16 protein-coding genes are annotated in these 14,423 nt (G+C 54.1%); 8 read left to right on the top strand and 8 right to left on the bottom strand.

From position 1 onward, the window contains the following. Positions 1-95: 95 nt before the first annotated feature. Both N1249_RS09360 and N1249_RS09355 read left to right on the top strand, forming a co-directional pair. Positions 96-911 carry a hypothetical protein gene (locus tag N1249_RS09360; RefSeq protein ID WP_259837070.1) on the top strand — a complete coding sequence of 272 codons (816 nt, stop codon included), beginning with the start codon at positions 96-98 and terminating at the stop codon, positions 909-911. A gap of 71 nt (positions 912-982) precedes the next feature. Continuing rightward, complete coding sequence (locus N1249_RS09355) at positions 983-2,578, top strand: FAD-NAD(P)-binding protein (protein ID WP_259837068.1); 1,596 nt, start codon at positions 983-985, stop codon at positions 2,576-2,578. 28 nt (positions 2,579-2,606) lie between these two features. Here the strand turns inward: N1249_RS09355 and N1249_RS09350 are convergent, their stop codons facing one another. Further along, a complete protein-coding gene (locus N1249_RS09350) occupies positions 2,607-3,242 on the bottom strand; it encodes a carbonic anhydrase (protein WP_259837066.1) in 636 nt (211 codons plus the stop codon). Positions 3,243-3,468: 226 nt separating this feature from the next. Between N1249_RS09350 and N1249_RS09345 the strand changes: the two genes are divergently transcribed. Next, on the top strand, positions 3,469-3,609 hold the full coding sequence (locus tag N1249_RS09345; RefSeq protein WP_213826622.1) for a hypothetical protein: 141 nt from the start codon (positions 3,469-3,471) through the stop codon (positions 3,607-3,609). Positions 3,610-3,657: 48 nt separating this feature from the next. Here the strand turns inward: N1249_RS09345 and N1249_RS09340 are convergent, their stop codons facing one another. From N1249_RS09340 to N1249_RS09330, 3 genes are all read right to left on the bottom strand, one after another. Beyond that, positions 3,658-4,137 carry a heme-binding protein gene (locus tag N1249_RS09340; RefSeq protein ID WP_259837063.1) on the bottom strand — a complete coding sequence of 160 codons (480 nt, stop codon included), beginning with the start codon at positions 4,135-4,137 and terminating at the stop codon, positions 3,658-3,660. Positions 4,138-4,226: 89 nt separating this feature from the next. Then, a complete protein-coding gene (locus tag N1249_RS09335) occupies positions 4,227-4,838 on the bottom strand; it encodes a response regulator transcription factor (RefSeq protein WP_259837061.1) in 612 nt (203 codons plus the stop codon). After that, the gene (locus tag N1249_RS09330; protein WP_259837059.1) at positions 4,831-6,159 is read right to left on the bottom strand and encodes a sensor histidine kinase; all 1,329 of its coding nucleotides are present in this window, start codon (positions 6,157-6,159) and stop codon (positions 4,831-4,833) included. Before N1249_RS09330 ends, N1249_RS09335 begins: the two co-directional genes overlap by 8 nt. 571 nt (positions 6,160-6,730) lie before the next feature. Here N1249_RS09330 and N1249_RS09325 point away from each other — a divergent pair. The 4 genes from N1249_RS09325 to N1249_RS09310 are packed head-to-tail and all read left to right on the top strand — an operon-like array spanning position 6,731 to position 9,825. After that, positions 6,731-7,549: an ABC transporter substrate-binding protein gene (locus tag N1249_RS09325; protein ID WP_259837057.1), complete on the top strand. Its 819-nt coding sequence runs from the start codon at positions 6,731-6,733 to the stop codon at positions 7,547-7,549. Between the two features lies 1 nt (position 7,550). Continuing rightward, positions 7,551-8,366 carry an amino acid ABC transporter ATP-binding protein gene (locus N1249_RS09320; protein ID WP_259837055.1) on the top strand — a complete coding sequence of 272 codons (816 nt, stop codon included), beginning with the start codon at positions 7,551-7,553 and terminating at the stop codon, positions 8,364-8,366. After that, on the top strand, positions 8,366-9,142 hold the full coding sequence (locus N1249_RS09315; RefSeq protein WP_259837052.1) for an amino acid ABC transporter permease: 777 nt from the start codon (positions 8,366-8,368) through the stop codon (positions 9,140-9,142). Before N1249_RS09320 ends, N1249_RS09315 begins: the two co-directional genes overlap by 1 nt. Then, positions 9,139-9,825: an amino acid ABC transporter permease gene (locus N1249_RS09310; protein WP_259837050.1), complete on the top strand. Its 687-nt coding sequence runs from the start codon at positions 9,139-9,141 to the stop codon at positions 9,823-9,825. The genes N1249_RS09315 and N1249_RS09310 overlap by 4 nt, the downstream gene beginning before the upstream one ends. Here the strand turns inward: N1249_RS09310 and fumD are convergent. From fumD to N1249_RS09290, 4 genes are all read right to left on the bottom strand, one after another. Next, the gene (fumD, locus tag N1249_RS09305; protein ID WP_014069945.1) at positions 9,806-10,015 is read right to left on the bottom strand and encodes a fumarate hydratase FumD; all 210 of its coding nucleotides are present in this window, start codon (positions 10,013-10,015) and stop codon (positions 9,806-9,808) included. The genes N1249_RS09310 and fumD overlap by 20 nt on opposite strands. A gap of 108 nt (positions 10,016-10,123) precedes the next feature. After that, positions 10,124-10,936: a MetQ/NlpA family ABC transporter substrate-binding protein gene (locus N1249_RS09300; protein WP_003857677.1), complete on the bottom strand. Its 813-nt coding sequence runs from the start codon at positions 10,934-10,936 to the stop codon at positions 10,124-10,126. Between the two features lie 24 nt (positions 10,937-10,960). After that, positions 10,961-11,629, bottom strand: coding sequence for a methionine ABC transporter permease (locus N1249_RS09295; RefSeq protein WP_217187293.1), 669 nt, complete (start codon positions 11,627-11,629; stop codon positions 10,961-10,963). Beyond that, positions 11,622-12,644: a methionine ABC transporter ATP-binding protein gene (locus N1249_RS09290; RefSeq protein ID WP_014069943.1), complete on the bottom strand. Its 1,023-nt coding sequence runs from the start codon at positions 12,642-12,644 to the stop codon at positions 11,622-11,624. The genes N1249_RS09295 and N1249_RS09290 overlap by 8 nt, the downstream gene beginning before the upstream one ends. Positions 12,645-13,044: 400 nt before the next feature. Here N1249_RS09290 and N1249_RS09285 point away from each other — a divergent pair, with 400 nt between their 5' ends. Next, positions 13,045-14,415, top strand: a complete 1,371-nt coding sequence (locus N1249_RS09285) for a cystathionine beta-synthase (protein ID WP_259837039.1) — start codon at positions 13,045-13,047, stop codon at positions 14,413-14,415. The last annotated feature ends 8 nt before the right edge of the window (positions 14,416-14,423 follow it).

Genomic DNA, 14,423 nt, shown 5'->3' with positions numbered 1-14,423 from the left:
TAATTTTTTACGAGATGATACACAAAGAAAATCACACAGAGTAATGATTTCCAAACTGAAAATTAATAGGCAAGTATTAAATCAGCGGGGTTAAAATGAATCATTTCATCCACTATATAAGGCGAAACCTTGTTGTCAGCACTAGCAAGAAAGAACTAAATACACCCACACCATTTTATGCTGAAGAGCAGAGTGGTCGCCTGGGTATTTTGGCTCCAGAATGGCATATTACTCGTGCAACTCAAGGGGCTGCGACGCGAATAAAAGCCGATGATGTCATTTGGATCTTCGCGCAGCTTTATTCGCCCTGGGGGGAGCTACCCCCTTCATTGGATGCAAAGATTATTGTGAAACGCGTAGAATCTAGCACTCCTGGCAATAAACCCGTCCTGAGATTCATTGCTAAGCCTGAATCACGCTGGTATCCCTGCCTGGATGCTAAAGAACATCTGAAGCAGCTTCGAACTATCAATAGCAAGTCGGAAATAGCAGCACTATGGGGCAATCCGACCACACCGATCGGACATTTTTTACAGAGTATGCGGCAACTTGAATCCATAGATTTAATGAAAGCGTGGGAAGAGAAAATCGATGAACTCCCATTTGACTTCATCAGCTATCGTATTAAAGATGGTACTCACTCTGCATGGCTGCAAATGGATGACCTTATTAAGCAGGGCCGGGCTGTATTTTGGGATCGCTGGTCCCTTCCCCGCAGAATGGTTGAAAGGCTCGATATGCTGGAGGATACCTCACTCATTAGTTACTTGTATGACCGTATCGATAAATGCAGAGCGGTTATTCCTGTGCTCTCCCCGATGTATGGAGCACCGGGCAGCTATTCCGCCCTTGAGATCAATTACGCGCGGGAAAAGGGGAAAATTCAACAGGGAATGGGCATTATAATTTAACAATCATGCCATGCGTTTGATGCTTATCCTGCTACGCTTTTCTGATGGAAAACAACGCAGGAAGACGGTCGATGAAGAAAATCGCAATTATCGGCGCGGGCCCCACAGGGATTTACACCTTTTATTCTCTCCTGAAGAGTAAAACACCACTTTCGATATCTCTTTTTGAACAAGAAGAGGAAGCCGGAGTTGGGATGCCATACAGCGTCGAAGATAACTCACGCCTGATGCTGGCGAACATTGCGAGTATTGAAATCCCCCCACTCTTCATCACCTATCTCGACTGGCTTAAGACGCAGAGCCAGACCCATCTCGCCCGCTATGGCGTTGATAAAAATTCACTGCATGACCGCCAATTTTTACCGCGTATTTTACTGGGCGAGTTTTTCCGCGATCGGTTTTTGGCCATTGTTGCAGAAGCTAAAAAGCGGGGTTTTGCGGTACAGGTATACGAATCCTCCTGCGTGACCGATATCGATGCCCACGCGGACGGGGTCACACTTTCGGTAAACGATAAACCTTTCGGCGAAAGCGTGGATCTTGCCATCGTTGCCACTGGCCACGTCTGGCCCGACGATGATGAAGCCACGCACGCCTACTTTCCAAGCCCGTGGTCCGGGCTGATGGATGCGAAAGTCCGCCCCTGCCACGTCGGCATTATGGGCACCTCGCTGAGTGGCCTGGATGCCACCATGGCGGTGGTGATGCAGCACGGGACGTTTGTCGACGACCAGTTCCGGCTGGCAGAAAAAAGTCAGGGGCTGAAAATTACCTTAATGTCGCGCACCGGGATCCTTCCGGAGGCCGATTTTTATTGCCCCATCCCGTATGAACCGCTCGCCATATTGACCCGTGCAGCCGCAGAAGCCGAAATCAAAAAAGGGGCGGACGGCCTGCTCGACCGGATATTTGCGCTTATGGTGGAAGAGCTCCAGAATGCCGACCCTCAGTGGTGCGACGCAATAAATCTTCACCGGCTTAATGCCGACACCCTCCTTGATGCCTGGTTTGCGGATCGCAAAAGGCACGACCCTTTCTTATGGGCGGAAGACAACCTCCAGGAGGTGGTGCGAAACAAACAGGAAAAACGCACCGTCGCCTGGCGCTATACCGTGCTGCGGCTACACGATGTGGTGGGGGAAATCGTTCCTCACCTTAACGAGAAAGACAGCGAGCGTTTTAAAATGGGGCTGGCGCGGGTGTTTATTGATAACTATGCCGCCATTCCGCCGCAGTCCATTCGCCGGCTACTGGCACTGCGCGAGGCGGGGATCCTCAACATTCTTACGCTGGGGAATGAATACGAACTGGATATCGGCAATGATCATACTGTTATCACGACCCGGGACGCCACCTGGCAATTCGATGTATTTATCGATGCACGCGGACAAAAGCCGCTTAAAACCAAAGACCTGCCCTTCCCGACGCTTCGTAAGCAGCTGCTGGCAACAGCAGATGAAATACCGAATGTGGGAGAGGATTACACATTGCAGGCGCCTGAATCGCTGTGCGGACGGGTAGCCTTTGGGGCAATCCCCTGGCTCATGCACGATCAGCCTTTTGTGCAGGGGCTGGCGGAATGCGCAGAGAGAGGAAAAGCGATGGCAAAAGCGGCAGAGAAACCTGCGTCCCGGCCACGCAGAAAACTGTTTTTTGTGGAGAATTAACCGGGCGTCCTTGCCCTTCACAACCGGATTATTCGAAGAACACTTCCGGGTTGTCAGACAGCGACACAAAGGTTTTGGTCTCTTTATCCAGAGCGCGAATATCACCGCTTTCGATATCGTAAACCCAGCCATGCAGGCGAATAGAGTTATTGCGCAGGCCGACTGCCACAGACGGATGCGTTTTGATGTTGCTCAGCTGCGCGAACACGTTCTCCTGCACCATCGCATTCACTTTGTCCGTACCGTTGGTCCAGGTTTTGTTTTCCACAACCGCTTTTGCCGCATCGGAATAGCGCAGCCAGTGGGATACCGCCGGCATAGGCTCCAGGTTGGCGTTGTCGGCAATCGCCTTCATCGCGCCGCAGTTGGAGTGGCCGCAAATAACAATATCGGTCACACCCAGCGCCACTACCGCGTATTCGATCGTCGCCGACACGCCGCCTGGTTCAGGGCCGAACGGTGGAACGATATTGCCAGCATTTCGAATGACAAAGAGCTGTCCCGGCTCTTGCTGCGTTACCAGCTCTGGTACCAGACGACTATCGGAGCAGGAGATGAACAGCGCTTTGGGATTCTGGCTGGACGCTAAACTGCGGAAGAGTTCTTTACGTTGCGGGAAAACTTCTTTTTGAAAGCTGAGGAAACCTTCAATGATATGTTGCATAGCAATGTCTCTTTATCTGTTTTAGTTTAGGCGTGACAGTGATCACGTTCGTAAAGTTTAACTATCCCGCTTAACATCATACAAGAATTATATTGCTGACCCGACCACATTGCCCGTTACCCCCGCATTTTGCACTTTGGGCTGTTCTGCCGCCCGCGGGATGCATCAATCCCTGTTTTTGCCCTATACTGTGCTGACCGCAAAAACTGAACAAAGCAGGTAAATAATGGAAATTGATCTCAACAATCTGGTGTTTAACGGACTGGATGAAGCCGAAGAGCGCAACGCTGAGCGTCTGGATGACGCAGATAAAAAGGCTCAGGCTATTGTAGCTGACGATGACTGCGGCGACGCCTGCAAAATCTGATCACGTAATTGACCCGCGCCGGATGCAACACCCGGTGCGGGTTACTTGTTACAGCTTCAGGTTATCAATCGCCTGCTGCGCGCACGCTTCATCAAGATGACCGCCCGGCGCACCGCCGATACCAATCGCCCCGATCACTTCATCACCCTCCTTCAGCGGTAAACCGCCCGCCAGAAGCAGGAAGCCCGGAACATCACGCATGTTTTGCGCACCGGCATTACTCTGCGCCGCTTCCATCACTTTGCCAGAGGCATTCTTTGTACTGAGTGACGTATAGGCTTTCATTTCGCTGGCTTTCACCGTGTGCGGGCCTGCGTTGTCGGTGCGTTGCACGGCCTTAATGACGCCCGCACGATCAACCACGGTCACCGTCACCTGGTAGTTTTTCGCCATGCAGGCCTGAATGGCAGAGGTCGCCAGGGCGTTCGCCTGGGCCAGAGAGATATTTTTTTGCGCCAGCACATCTGCCTGTGCTGTCAGGCTCACACTGCCCGCGATAAACGCCGCAACCATCATTAACTTTTTCATCGCACATCCTCGATTATTGGGAGACACCACGAGGTTATCGGGATGCGCGGGGAAACGTAATTCGGTTGAATACGCACTCCTCCTGGTAGTTATACGGATTGCAATTTGTCGTAATCGCGGATGGCCTGAACAAGGCTCGTGACACCGAGCTTGGTAAATGCCGCAGCGCGGTGCGCTTCAACGGTTCTGGGTGACAGGCTGAGCTGCGCGGCGGCCTCTTTATTGCTGCGCCCTTCCATCAACACGCTGAGCACCTCATGTTCACGCGCGGTAAGGAGTTCAAAGCGGGCTTTAATGCGTGACGTCTCCTGCCATGTTCCGAGCAGTCGTAGGCTCTCTTCAAAGGCCATGCCAACCGTCTCAATCAGCTTATCCGCATCCAGCGGCTTGGTGAAAAATTCAAATACGCCATTGCGAAACGCCCGGCGGCAGGCATCGACGGTGCCATGCCCGGTCATAATGATGACGGGTAACAGCGGCCACGGCCATTCCCCCTCTTCCAGCCACGCAAGCCCGCCTTTACCGGGCATCCGCATATCAAGCAGCAGGCAGCCCACCAGCGCCGCGTCCCCCTGATGCGCAACCGTAAAGGCATCAACACTGTCATAGGTCTTCACCTGCCACTGCATCCCGGAGAGTAAAAATGCCAGCGATTCCCTGACTGACGCATCATCATCAATCAGATAAATAACGTTAACCATGCGATGTCTCCTTGTCATTCGCCAGCTGAAGCAGGATCTGCGCGCCGCCACCCGGTGCGTTGTTAAGCGTAATGGCGCCGTTCATGCGCGTCATCAGTGACTCTGTTAAGGTCATGCCGAGCCCAATCCCCTCTTTTCGCCCGCTGTAAAAAGGCATAAATGCATTCTGCAATGCCTCAGGGCTAAAGCCCGGGCCACCGTCGGTGACGGTTATCTGTACGGTATCGCCTTTCTTCTGGCTTTCTATCCGCACCCAACCCTGAGGAATGTCCTGCTGTGCCTGGATCGCATTGCTGAGGATATTATGCAGCATTTGCTCAAGCCACAGCCGGTCTGCCTGCACTGTCGATGCATCCGGCGCAAAGCGGTGGCTGACCGTAATATGTTCAGCCTTACGCTCATGTTCGAGTAGATTCACCACCTGCTGCCAGCACTGCGCCAGGTCGGTGTCGCGCAGGGTCACTTTTTCCTGCACCACGTGTTCACGAAAGCGCGTTAACAACGCGCCAATCCGCTGAGTCTGCACCAGCGCTGCCGCCAGCGCCTGAGACACCGCCTGCGGGTTATCCTGCATCTGCTGGCGCTGCGCTCCCTGGATCCAGGTCTGTACCGCGGTGAGCGGCTGGTTGATTTCATGCACGATGCCCGCGGTGATCTCCCCCAGCGTGTTCAGCCTGGCGTGCTGGTAATAGTGCGCGCGTTGCTCCGCCTCTTTTCGCGCCTTGCGCTGCCAGAACGCCACGCTCGCCACCGCAATCACCACCGCCCAGCCGAAAAAGACCAGTGGAAAGCTAAACCACGAAACCCCGAGCCAGTCGGGTTCCGCGTCTGCATTTAGCGTAAAGGGTTGAGTGTGCTGCGGGAAAGTGCGCTGCCAGTGCCAGAAAGCACCAGACGCGGTCTCATCAGGGTTCGTCGAAAAGTGTATATGAAGACGGGAGAACGTGTGGCTGGTCGCCAGCAGCGGCGCCAGGTCGATAAGCACCCGGATCTGACGCCAGGGGTTGTACAACCAGTACTGCTGATCGTGCAAAGGTTCAACTCTGGCCGCATCCAGCGCCCGACCCGTTGTCTTTTCCAGTGCCAGAATACGCGGGAATTTTTTACGCAGCGCGGCGATATCTTCATCGCCACTGAGGAGCGGCAGCACCGATTCGTTTTGCGTCAGTACGGCACCGACAGTGGAATAGAGCGTCGAAAACTCACGATCCTGCGCCCAGTACTGGCGGCGGATCTGTTCGGCGTACAGCAACACACCACTAATCAGGCAGACTATGGCCCAGACCGCGATGCTGCGTTTAATCAGAATAGAATTACTCATCGTGTTAACGGGCGTCGTCATTCAGGCAGTCGACATTATCAGCTAACCCTTATGAGAACAAAAAAACCGTGCCGTTATCCGATCTCCGGGGTGTTTTTAACACCCGGCTTTCCTCAGCAGCCTTCGCACAGCTCATTCCAGTACATTTCGCGCTTTAGGCGCAATTCAGCGTGACGTTTGATCATGGAACCACTCCGGGTCTATGTTCGCGATATCCACGCCATAAAGGCTGGCAACAGGCAGTATCGACTCAAGAACACGTTGCGCGCTGTTCTCCGCACTTGCTGGTGAGCCCGCAAAAAACCGCCGTAACGTGCTTATCCACTTTTTCATCGTCTTTACCCCTCGTTGCTGAACCTGCCCTAAGTTAAACACCCCTTTCCCGTGCAAGTGAAATACCAATATCGACTGTTGATGTGCAGGAAGTGCAAATAGAATCCTTTCATTTACCTGACGATAACACCTTGTTCACTAATGCTTTTTCGTTAATTACAAAGCACGATTTCTTATTTGGCGATAGGGTTCACTTATGGGAGCGTGGAAGGACAAAACAAAACGATGAGATAACACTATGGCAGCTTACACAAAATTGGCACTGGCTCTGGGTTTACTGGCAGCAGGCGGCATTCTTTCCACACAGGCACTGGCCGATCAACTGGCCGATATCAAGGCCGCAGGCGTGGTGAAAGTGGCCACCTTCGATGCCAACCCGCCGTTTGGCTCTATTGACGCGAAAACCCATGAAATTGTGGGCTATGACGTTGATTTCGCCAAAGCTCTGGCAAAAACGCTCGGCGTGAAACTGGAGCTGGTTGCCACTAACCCGGCGAACCGTATTCCGCTGCTTCAGTCCGGTAAGGCGGATTTGATCGTGGCCGATATCACCATCACGCCAGAGCGCGCGCAGGTTGTTGATTTCTCCACCCCCTATTTCGTGACCGGGCAGCAGTTCCTGGTACCGGCAAAATCCGCCGATAAGCTCGACGAATACAGTCGGGCACGCATCGGGGCGGTGAAAGGCACCACCGGCGAGCAGACATTACACCAGCGTTTCCCGCAGTCTCGCGTGCTCTCTTATGACGATATCCCGCTGGCGCTGACGGCGCTGCGTAATGGCAACGTCCAGGCAATCACCCAGGACAGCACCATTCTGGCCGGGCTGCTGGCACAGGCACCGGATAAAGCGAACTTTAAAATCCTGCCTGACCTGATAAGCAAAGAAGAGATTGGCGTCGGGGTGAAAAAAGGCGAAACCGCGCTGCTGAAAGTGGTTAACGATGAGCTGGTCGCTCTGGAGAAAAATGGCCAGGCCGCCAGCATTTATGACGTCTGGTTTGGCCCACAAACCCAATCACCTCAGCCTCGTGCCTTTAAAATAGAAGCTCAGTAATATGCTCTCAGGTTTATTTTCACGCTCCGCGGCCAGTGCCGCGGATTTTTCACATCTGGAACAGGCCAGCGTTGAGTTTCGGGACGTGGTAAAGCGCTACGGCTACCATCACGTGCTAAAAGGTATTAATCTCAGCATTACCCCTGGTGAAGTGGTTGCCATTCTTGGCCCTTCCGGTTCCGGTAAATCCACCCTTATCCGTCTTATCAACCAGCTTGAAACCCTGAACGGCGGTGAGATCCTTATCGATAACAAACCCACCGGACAACTCACCGGGGCCGCGCTTCGCAAGCTGCGCAGCCGCGTTGGCTTCGTTTTCCAGCAATTCAATCTTTATGCCCATCTTACGGCCAGCCAGAACATCACCCTGGCGCTGGAGCATGTTCATGGCTGGAAACCGCAGCCTGCTGAGGAGCGTGCGCTGGAACTGCTGAACAACGTCGGGATGCTGGAAAAAGCGCACCACTTCCCTGCCGAGCTTTCCGGAGGCCAGCAACAGCGCGTAGCGATCGCGCGCGCACTGGCCTCATCACCCCAAATCATCCTCTTCGATGAACCCACTTCCGCGCTGGATCCGGAGATGATTGGCGAGGTGTTATTTGTGATGAAAGCGCTGGCCCACAGTGGGATAACCATGATTGTGGTGACGCATGAAATGCAGTTCGCCCGTGAAATTGCCGACCGGATTGTCTTTATCGACGGCGGGCAAATTCTGGAAACCGCGCCACCTGAACAATTCTTTACTCAGCCAACACATCCGCGCGCGCAGCGTTTCCTGCAAAAAGTGCTTAACCCGCTGCATCAGGAGCATCTGTAATGCCTGCGCTCGACTGGCACGGGGTGCTGACCGGGCAACCCCTGCAATGGATCCTCTCCGGTTTTCTTACCACGCTGTGGGTCACGCTTGCCGGTGTGATTCTGGCAAGCCTTCTGGCGCTTCTCTTTCTGCTGTTACGTCTTTCCGGTGGACGCACCGGACATGCCATCGTCAGCGGCTGGGTTTCACTGTTTCGCAATACGCCACTGCTGGTGCAGCTCCTGTTCTGGTATTTCGCCGCCTGGAACGGGCTGCCGCAGGCGTTTCGCGATCTGGTGAACGCCGATCACAGCTGGTCGATTTTGCCCGGCAACGTCTGGTGGTTCACACCTGAATTCCTCTGTTCTGCCTGGGGGCTGGGTGTTTTCACCTCGGCCTTTTTAATTGAAGAGGTGGAGTCCGGATTGCGCTCCGTCCCTGACGGGCAGCGGGAAGCCGCGCTGGCTCAGGGGTTCGCCACCTGGCGGCTTTTTCGCCACATCCTCCTGCCGCAAGGGCTTGCTAACGCCTGGCAGCCCATCGTTGGGCAGTATCTCAATCTGATGAAGCTGTCATCGCTCGCCAGCGGGATTGGCTTTGCCGAGCTAACGTACCAGGTGCGGCAAATCGAAAGTTACAACGCACACGCGCTGGAGGCGTTTAGCGTGGGAACCGTGCTCTATCTGGTGACGGGGGTCGCCCTTGGGCTGCTGCTCACACGAACCGGCCCGTCGATGAAAAAACGCACCCGCCGCCAGCGGGCAGCATCTGCCAGCACAGGGAGTGAAAACGCATGATTGCCGGGCTGAATGTTATTACTGATAACCTGGATTATTTACTCTGGGGCCGCCTGGCGGCCGGTGAACCCGGCGGCGTGCTTCTGACGTTGCTGATGGCGCTGGGTGCCGCCGCGCTGGCGCTACCGGGCGGTATCGGGCTGGCGTGTCTCGCCTGGCGCTTTCCGGGCGTTGTGCGCAACACGCTCTTTTTGTGGGCAGAGCTTATCCGCGGTATCCCGCTTATCTTTGTCATTTTCTGGATGTGGTATCTCTTGCCGCTGATCACCGGTGGGGATTTACCCGGCGCGATGACCGTTACGCTGGCGCTGGCGTGGTTTAGCGCAGCTGCGGTGATGCATTCGGTGTTGTCCGGGCTGAGCGCGTTGCCCGCAGGGCAGTATGAAGCTGCACTGACGCAGGGATTTAGCACGGGGCAGACGCTGTGGCGGATTTTATTGCCGCAGGTTTTACGCAATATTCTGCCGTCACTGCTGGGTATTTTTATCAGCCTGCTGAAAGACACATCTCTGGCCTTTATTGTGAACGTGCCTGAACTGACCACCGTGGCGGGGCAGGTGAACAACCGGGTGCAGATTTACCCGGCCGCCATTTTTATCTTTACGGGTGTGGTTTATTACCTGCTGTGCTGCTCCCTTGAGCTGCTCGCAAAACGCTGGCGCGTTATCCGGCCAGCGCTTTAACCACCGTTTCCATGGCCTGAGTGGTCAACTCGCTACGTTTGACGCGCTGGTTCGCCAGCGCGGTTCGCAGCACGCCGGCAATAACAATATGTTTCGGCTCTTGCCCTAAATCACGCATCTCAAGCACGACCTTCCCTACCACCCGGCACATTTCCTGATACAGCGCGTCGTCTTTGGTCACATTGCCCATTGCTCTCACTCCATTGCTCTAAAGACTCAGCTTAAATGATTCGTCGGCTGGATACAAAAAAGAAGCCCGGCGAGAAACTCGCCGGGCTTCATCTGTGAAATCAAATGATTAGTTGTTTACCGGAATAACCGCGCCTTTGTATTTGGTGCGGATCCAGTCCTGAATTTCTTTGGAATGCAGCACGTTCACCAGCGCCACGATATCTTTCTTCTTCTCGTCACCACGGTGCACCGTAATGATGTTGGCATACGGGTTGTTTTCACCACTCTCTACCGCGATAGGATCGTGAACCGGATCCAGACCTGCGTCAATCGCGTAGTTCGCGTTGATAACCACCGCAGCGCCTTCGTCGTTGTTGTACATCTGCGGCAGCAGAGACGCTTCTACGTTAGGCGTGAATTGCAGTTTTTTCGGGTTCTCAACGATATCGCTGATACGTGCCGTCACTTTGTCGATGCCCGGCTTGAGCTTAATCACGCCCTCTTTTTCGAAGATGGAGAGAATACGGCCTTCTTCAGACACCGCATCACGCATGATGATTTTGCCGCCTTCCGGCAGATCTTTCAGTGACTTGTATTTTTTGGAGTAAATTCCGATTGGCTCGATATGGATAGCGCCCGCGCTGACAAAATCGTAATCCTTGTCGCCCGCATGATCTTTCAGCACGCTGTTCAGATAAGGAATATGCTGGAAGTAGTTCGCATCAATGTCGTGCCCGGCCAGCGCGGTGTTTGGCAGAATGTAGTCCTGGAACGGTTTGATCTCCAGATCGATACCTTGTTTTGCCAGAATCGGCTTCGCCTGCTCCAGAATTTCGGCGTGTGGGGTGTTGGACGCGCCCACGGTTAAGGTATCAGCCCAGGAGGCGAAGCTCAGGGCACTCAGGGTTGCTGCGGCGATCAGTGTCAGTGTCTTTTTCATGATGATGGTTCCTGTGTGTATTTATTAGCGTTTATCTAACAGTGAAGTAATGACATCGCCGCAGAACTGGATAATGAAAACGATGATCAAAATGGTCACCGTTGCCACCAGCGTGACGTCACCGTGGTTGCGCTGGAATCCTTCCAGATAAGCCAGATTTCCCAAACCCCCGGCACCAATCACCCCTGCCATTGCGCTGTAACTCACCAGCGCAATCAGCGTCACCGTAATACCTGATACCAGTGCAGGTGATGATTCCGGCAGTAATACCCGAAAAACTAACGTACTCAGCCTTGCGCCCATCGAGCGCGTTGCCTCAATGACCCCTTTGTCCACTTCACGCAGGGCAATCTCGACCAGACGTGCGTAAAACGGTGCTGCCCCCACAATCAGGGCGGGCAGCGCGGCATTCGCGCCAAGAATGGTGCCGACGATGGTCTTGGTGAACGGGATCAACAAAACAATCAGGATGATGAACGGAATCGAGCGGAAGACGTTCACCACAATCGAAATCACGCTGTAGACCGTCCGGTTCTGGAACAGCCCGCCGCGTGCGGTCAGGAACAACGCCAGACCAAGCACGATCCCCAGCACAAAAGTCGCAACGCCCGAGAGCGCGGTCATGTACAGCGTTTCCTGCGTTGCCGCCCAGAGCTGGTCCCATTTCAGATGGGGGAACAGATTTTCAGCCATGTTTAATTACCTCGCCTTCAATATCGCTGTGCTTCAGGTCGGCGAGGATATTGTTCAGTTGTTCGTCAGATGCCACTACGTGTACCCATAACTGGCCAAACACACCGTGGGCGGTTTGCGTCATTTTCCCGTGCAGAATGTTAAACGGCAGGCCGTAGCGTAACGTCAGCTCACCGACCACCGGCTTATGCGTGCTGTGCCCGGTGAACGTCAGTCGGATCACCGTTCCTTCCAGTTCGCTGGCCAGCTCGGTATTAAAGGTCTCTTCTTCCGCATACTGGCTCACCTGTCGCACAAACTGTTGGGTGATCGGCTGTTGTGGATGGGTGAAGACACTCAGCACGTCCCCTTCTTCCACCACTTTGCCGTTTTCCATCACCGCCACACGGTCACAAATTTTGCGCACCACGTGCATTTCGTGGGTGATCAACACGATGGTCAGTTTGAATCGACGGTTAATGTCCAGCAGCAGATCGAGGATCTGATCGGTGGTCTGCGGGTCGAGCGCAGAGGTTGCCTCGTCGCAAAGCAGTACGTCAGGGTTGTTTGCCAGTGCACGCGCAATGCCCACGCGCTGCTTTTGCCCGCCGCTCAGCTGTGAAGGATAGGCATTCTCGCGACCTTTCAGCCCAACCAGTTCCACCAGCTCTGCCACACGTGCTTTGATCCTGGCTTTCGGCACGCCCGCAATTTGCATTGAGAAGGCGATGTTCTCGTTCACCGTGCGCGACCACAGCAGGTTGAAGTGCTGGAAAACCATGCTGATTTTCAGGCGAGCCTGGCGCAGCGCCTCACCTTTGGCAGCAGAGATATCCTGCCCGTTAATGGTCACGCTGCCGGTGCTGGGTTTTTCCAGGCCGTTCAGCAGGCGAATCAGGGTACTTTTGCCTGCGCCACTGTAACCAATGATTCCGTAAATCTGTCCCTGTTCAACCGTCAAATTGACGTTATCAACGGCAGTGAGCGCCACTTTCCCGTTGTCAAAAATCTTCGAAATATTCCTGAGAACTATCATTCTTCTTCGTTATCCGTTACGCACATAGCGGTTTAGCAGTATGGATGTCCAAACGATAGTAATCAGCGATTATCCGCTTTTAAATGACCAAAAAGGAATTTGTTATAACCAAAAGAAATAAAAGGCGGATTTACTGGGCGGGAAGCAAATAGCTCAATTTCAGTAATGATTATCTGCCAGACGCATATATCACGACCCTTAGGGGCACAATTCGCTCATTTTTACAGCATTTTATGCCGGTATAGCCATCCTCACTTCCAGACCACTTTACGTCTTGCTGGCTGGGCTGCTGAAATAGTCATTAATATTACTTTCCGTTCTAAAAGGCAGTTAAACGTTCTTTATCGCTAATTTTTCGCCGCACTATCATCCCGTCATGACCTTCATACAGGAAAAAACCATGACGATTTATCACTCCGTCACCGAACTGATTGGCCGTACCCCGCTTATTCAGTTGCATAAGCTCAATACCGGCCCTTGCGCCTTGTTTCTGAAACTGGAAAACCAGAACCCGGGCGGCTCTATCAAAGATCGCGTTGCGTTGTCGATGATTAACGAAGCCGAGCGCAACGGCCAGTTACAGCCCGGCGGGACAATTATTGAGGCCACCGCAGGCAATACCGGGCTTGGCCTGGCGTTAATCGCCGCGCAAAAAGGCTACTCGCTGATCCTGGTCGTCCCCGATAAAATGAGCCGTGAGAAGATTTTCCATCTGCGGGCGCTGGGCGCACAGGTCGTGCTGACGCGTTCAGACGTTAATAAAGGCCATCCGGCCTATTACCAGGATTACGCGCAGCGCCTGGCCAGTGAGCTACCCGGCGCGTTTTATATCGATCAGTTTAATAATGACGCCAACCCGCTGGCCCACCGCACTACCACGGCACCGGAGCTGTATGAACAACTTGATGGCGATATCGACGCCATTGTGGTTGGCGTGGGCTCCGGCGGCACGCTGGGCGGCCTTCAGGCGTGGTTTGCTGAACATTCCCCTCACACTGAGTTTGTGCTCGCCGATCCCGCAGGCTCCGTTCTGGCCGATCAGGTCGAAACCGGGCATTACCATGATGCGGGCTCATGGCTGGTCGAAGGAATTGGCGAAGACTTTATTCCCCCGCTGGCCCATATCGAAGGCGTCAACCGTGCATGGCGTATCACTGACCGCGAAGCGTTCACTACCGCCCGCGAGCTGCTGAAAACAGAAGGTATTCTGGCGGGCTCTTCAAGCGGCACCCTTCTTGCGGCGGCACTGAAATATTGCCAGGCGCAGACAACTCCCAAACGCGTGGTGACATTCGCCTGCGACAGCGGAAATAAGTATCTGTCGAAAATGTTCAACGACGACTGGATGCGCCAGCAGGGGCTTATTTCCCGTCCGCAGGCAGGCGATCTCTCCGACTACATTGCCCTGCGCCATGATGAAGGCGCCACGGTGACCGCCGCGCCGGATGACACACTCTCCACCGTGCTGGCACGAATGCGTCTGTACGACATCTCACAACTCCCGGTTCTGGATGATGACAAAGTCGTCGGCATCATCGATGAGTGGGATCTGCTGCGCCACATCGGCGGCGACGGTGACCGTTTCGCCCTTCCCGTCACCAGTGCCATGACGCGCCAGGTGGAGTTTCTCGATAAACGCGCCCCGGAAAGTGCGCTGAATGCGATTTTCGACCGCGGCCTGGTGGCGGTCATTAATGATAAAGATCGTTTTCTGGGTCTGATTACGCGCAGCGATGTTCTTACCGCCTGGCGCAACCGCCTGCAACAATAAAGGAAGAG

The organism is Enterobacter sp. CP102, assembly GCF_025152625.1.
Taxonomy (GTDB): Bacteria; Pseudomonadota; Gammaproteobacteria; order Enterobacterales; family Enterobacteriaceae; genus Enterobacter; species Enterobacter soli.
This window is presented reverse-complemented; position numbering and strand designations above follow the sequence as displayed.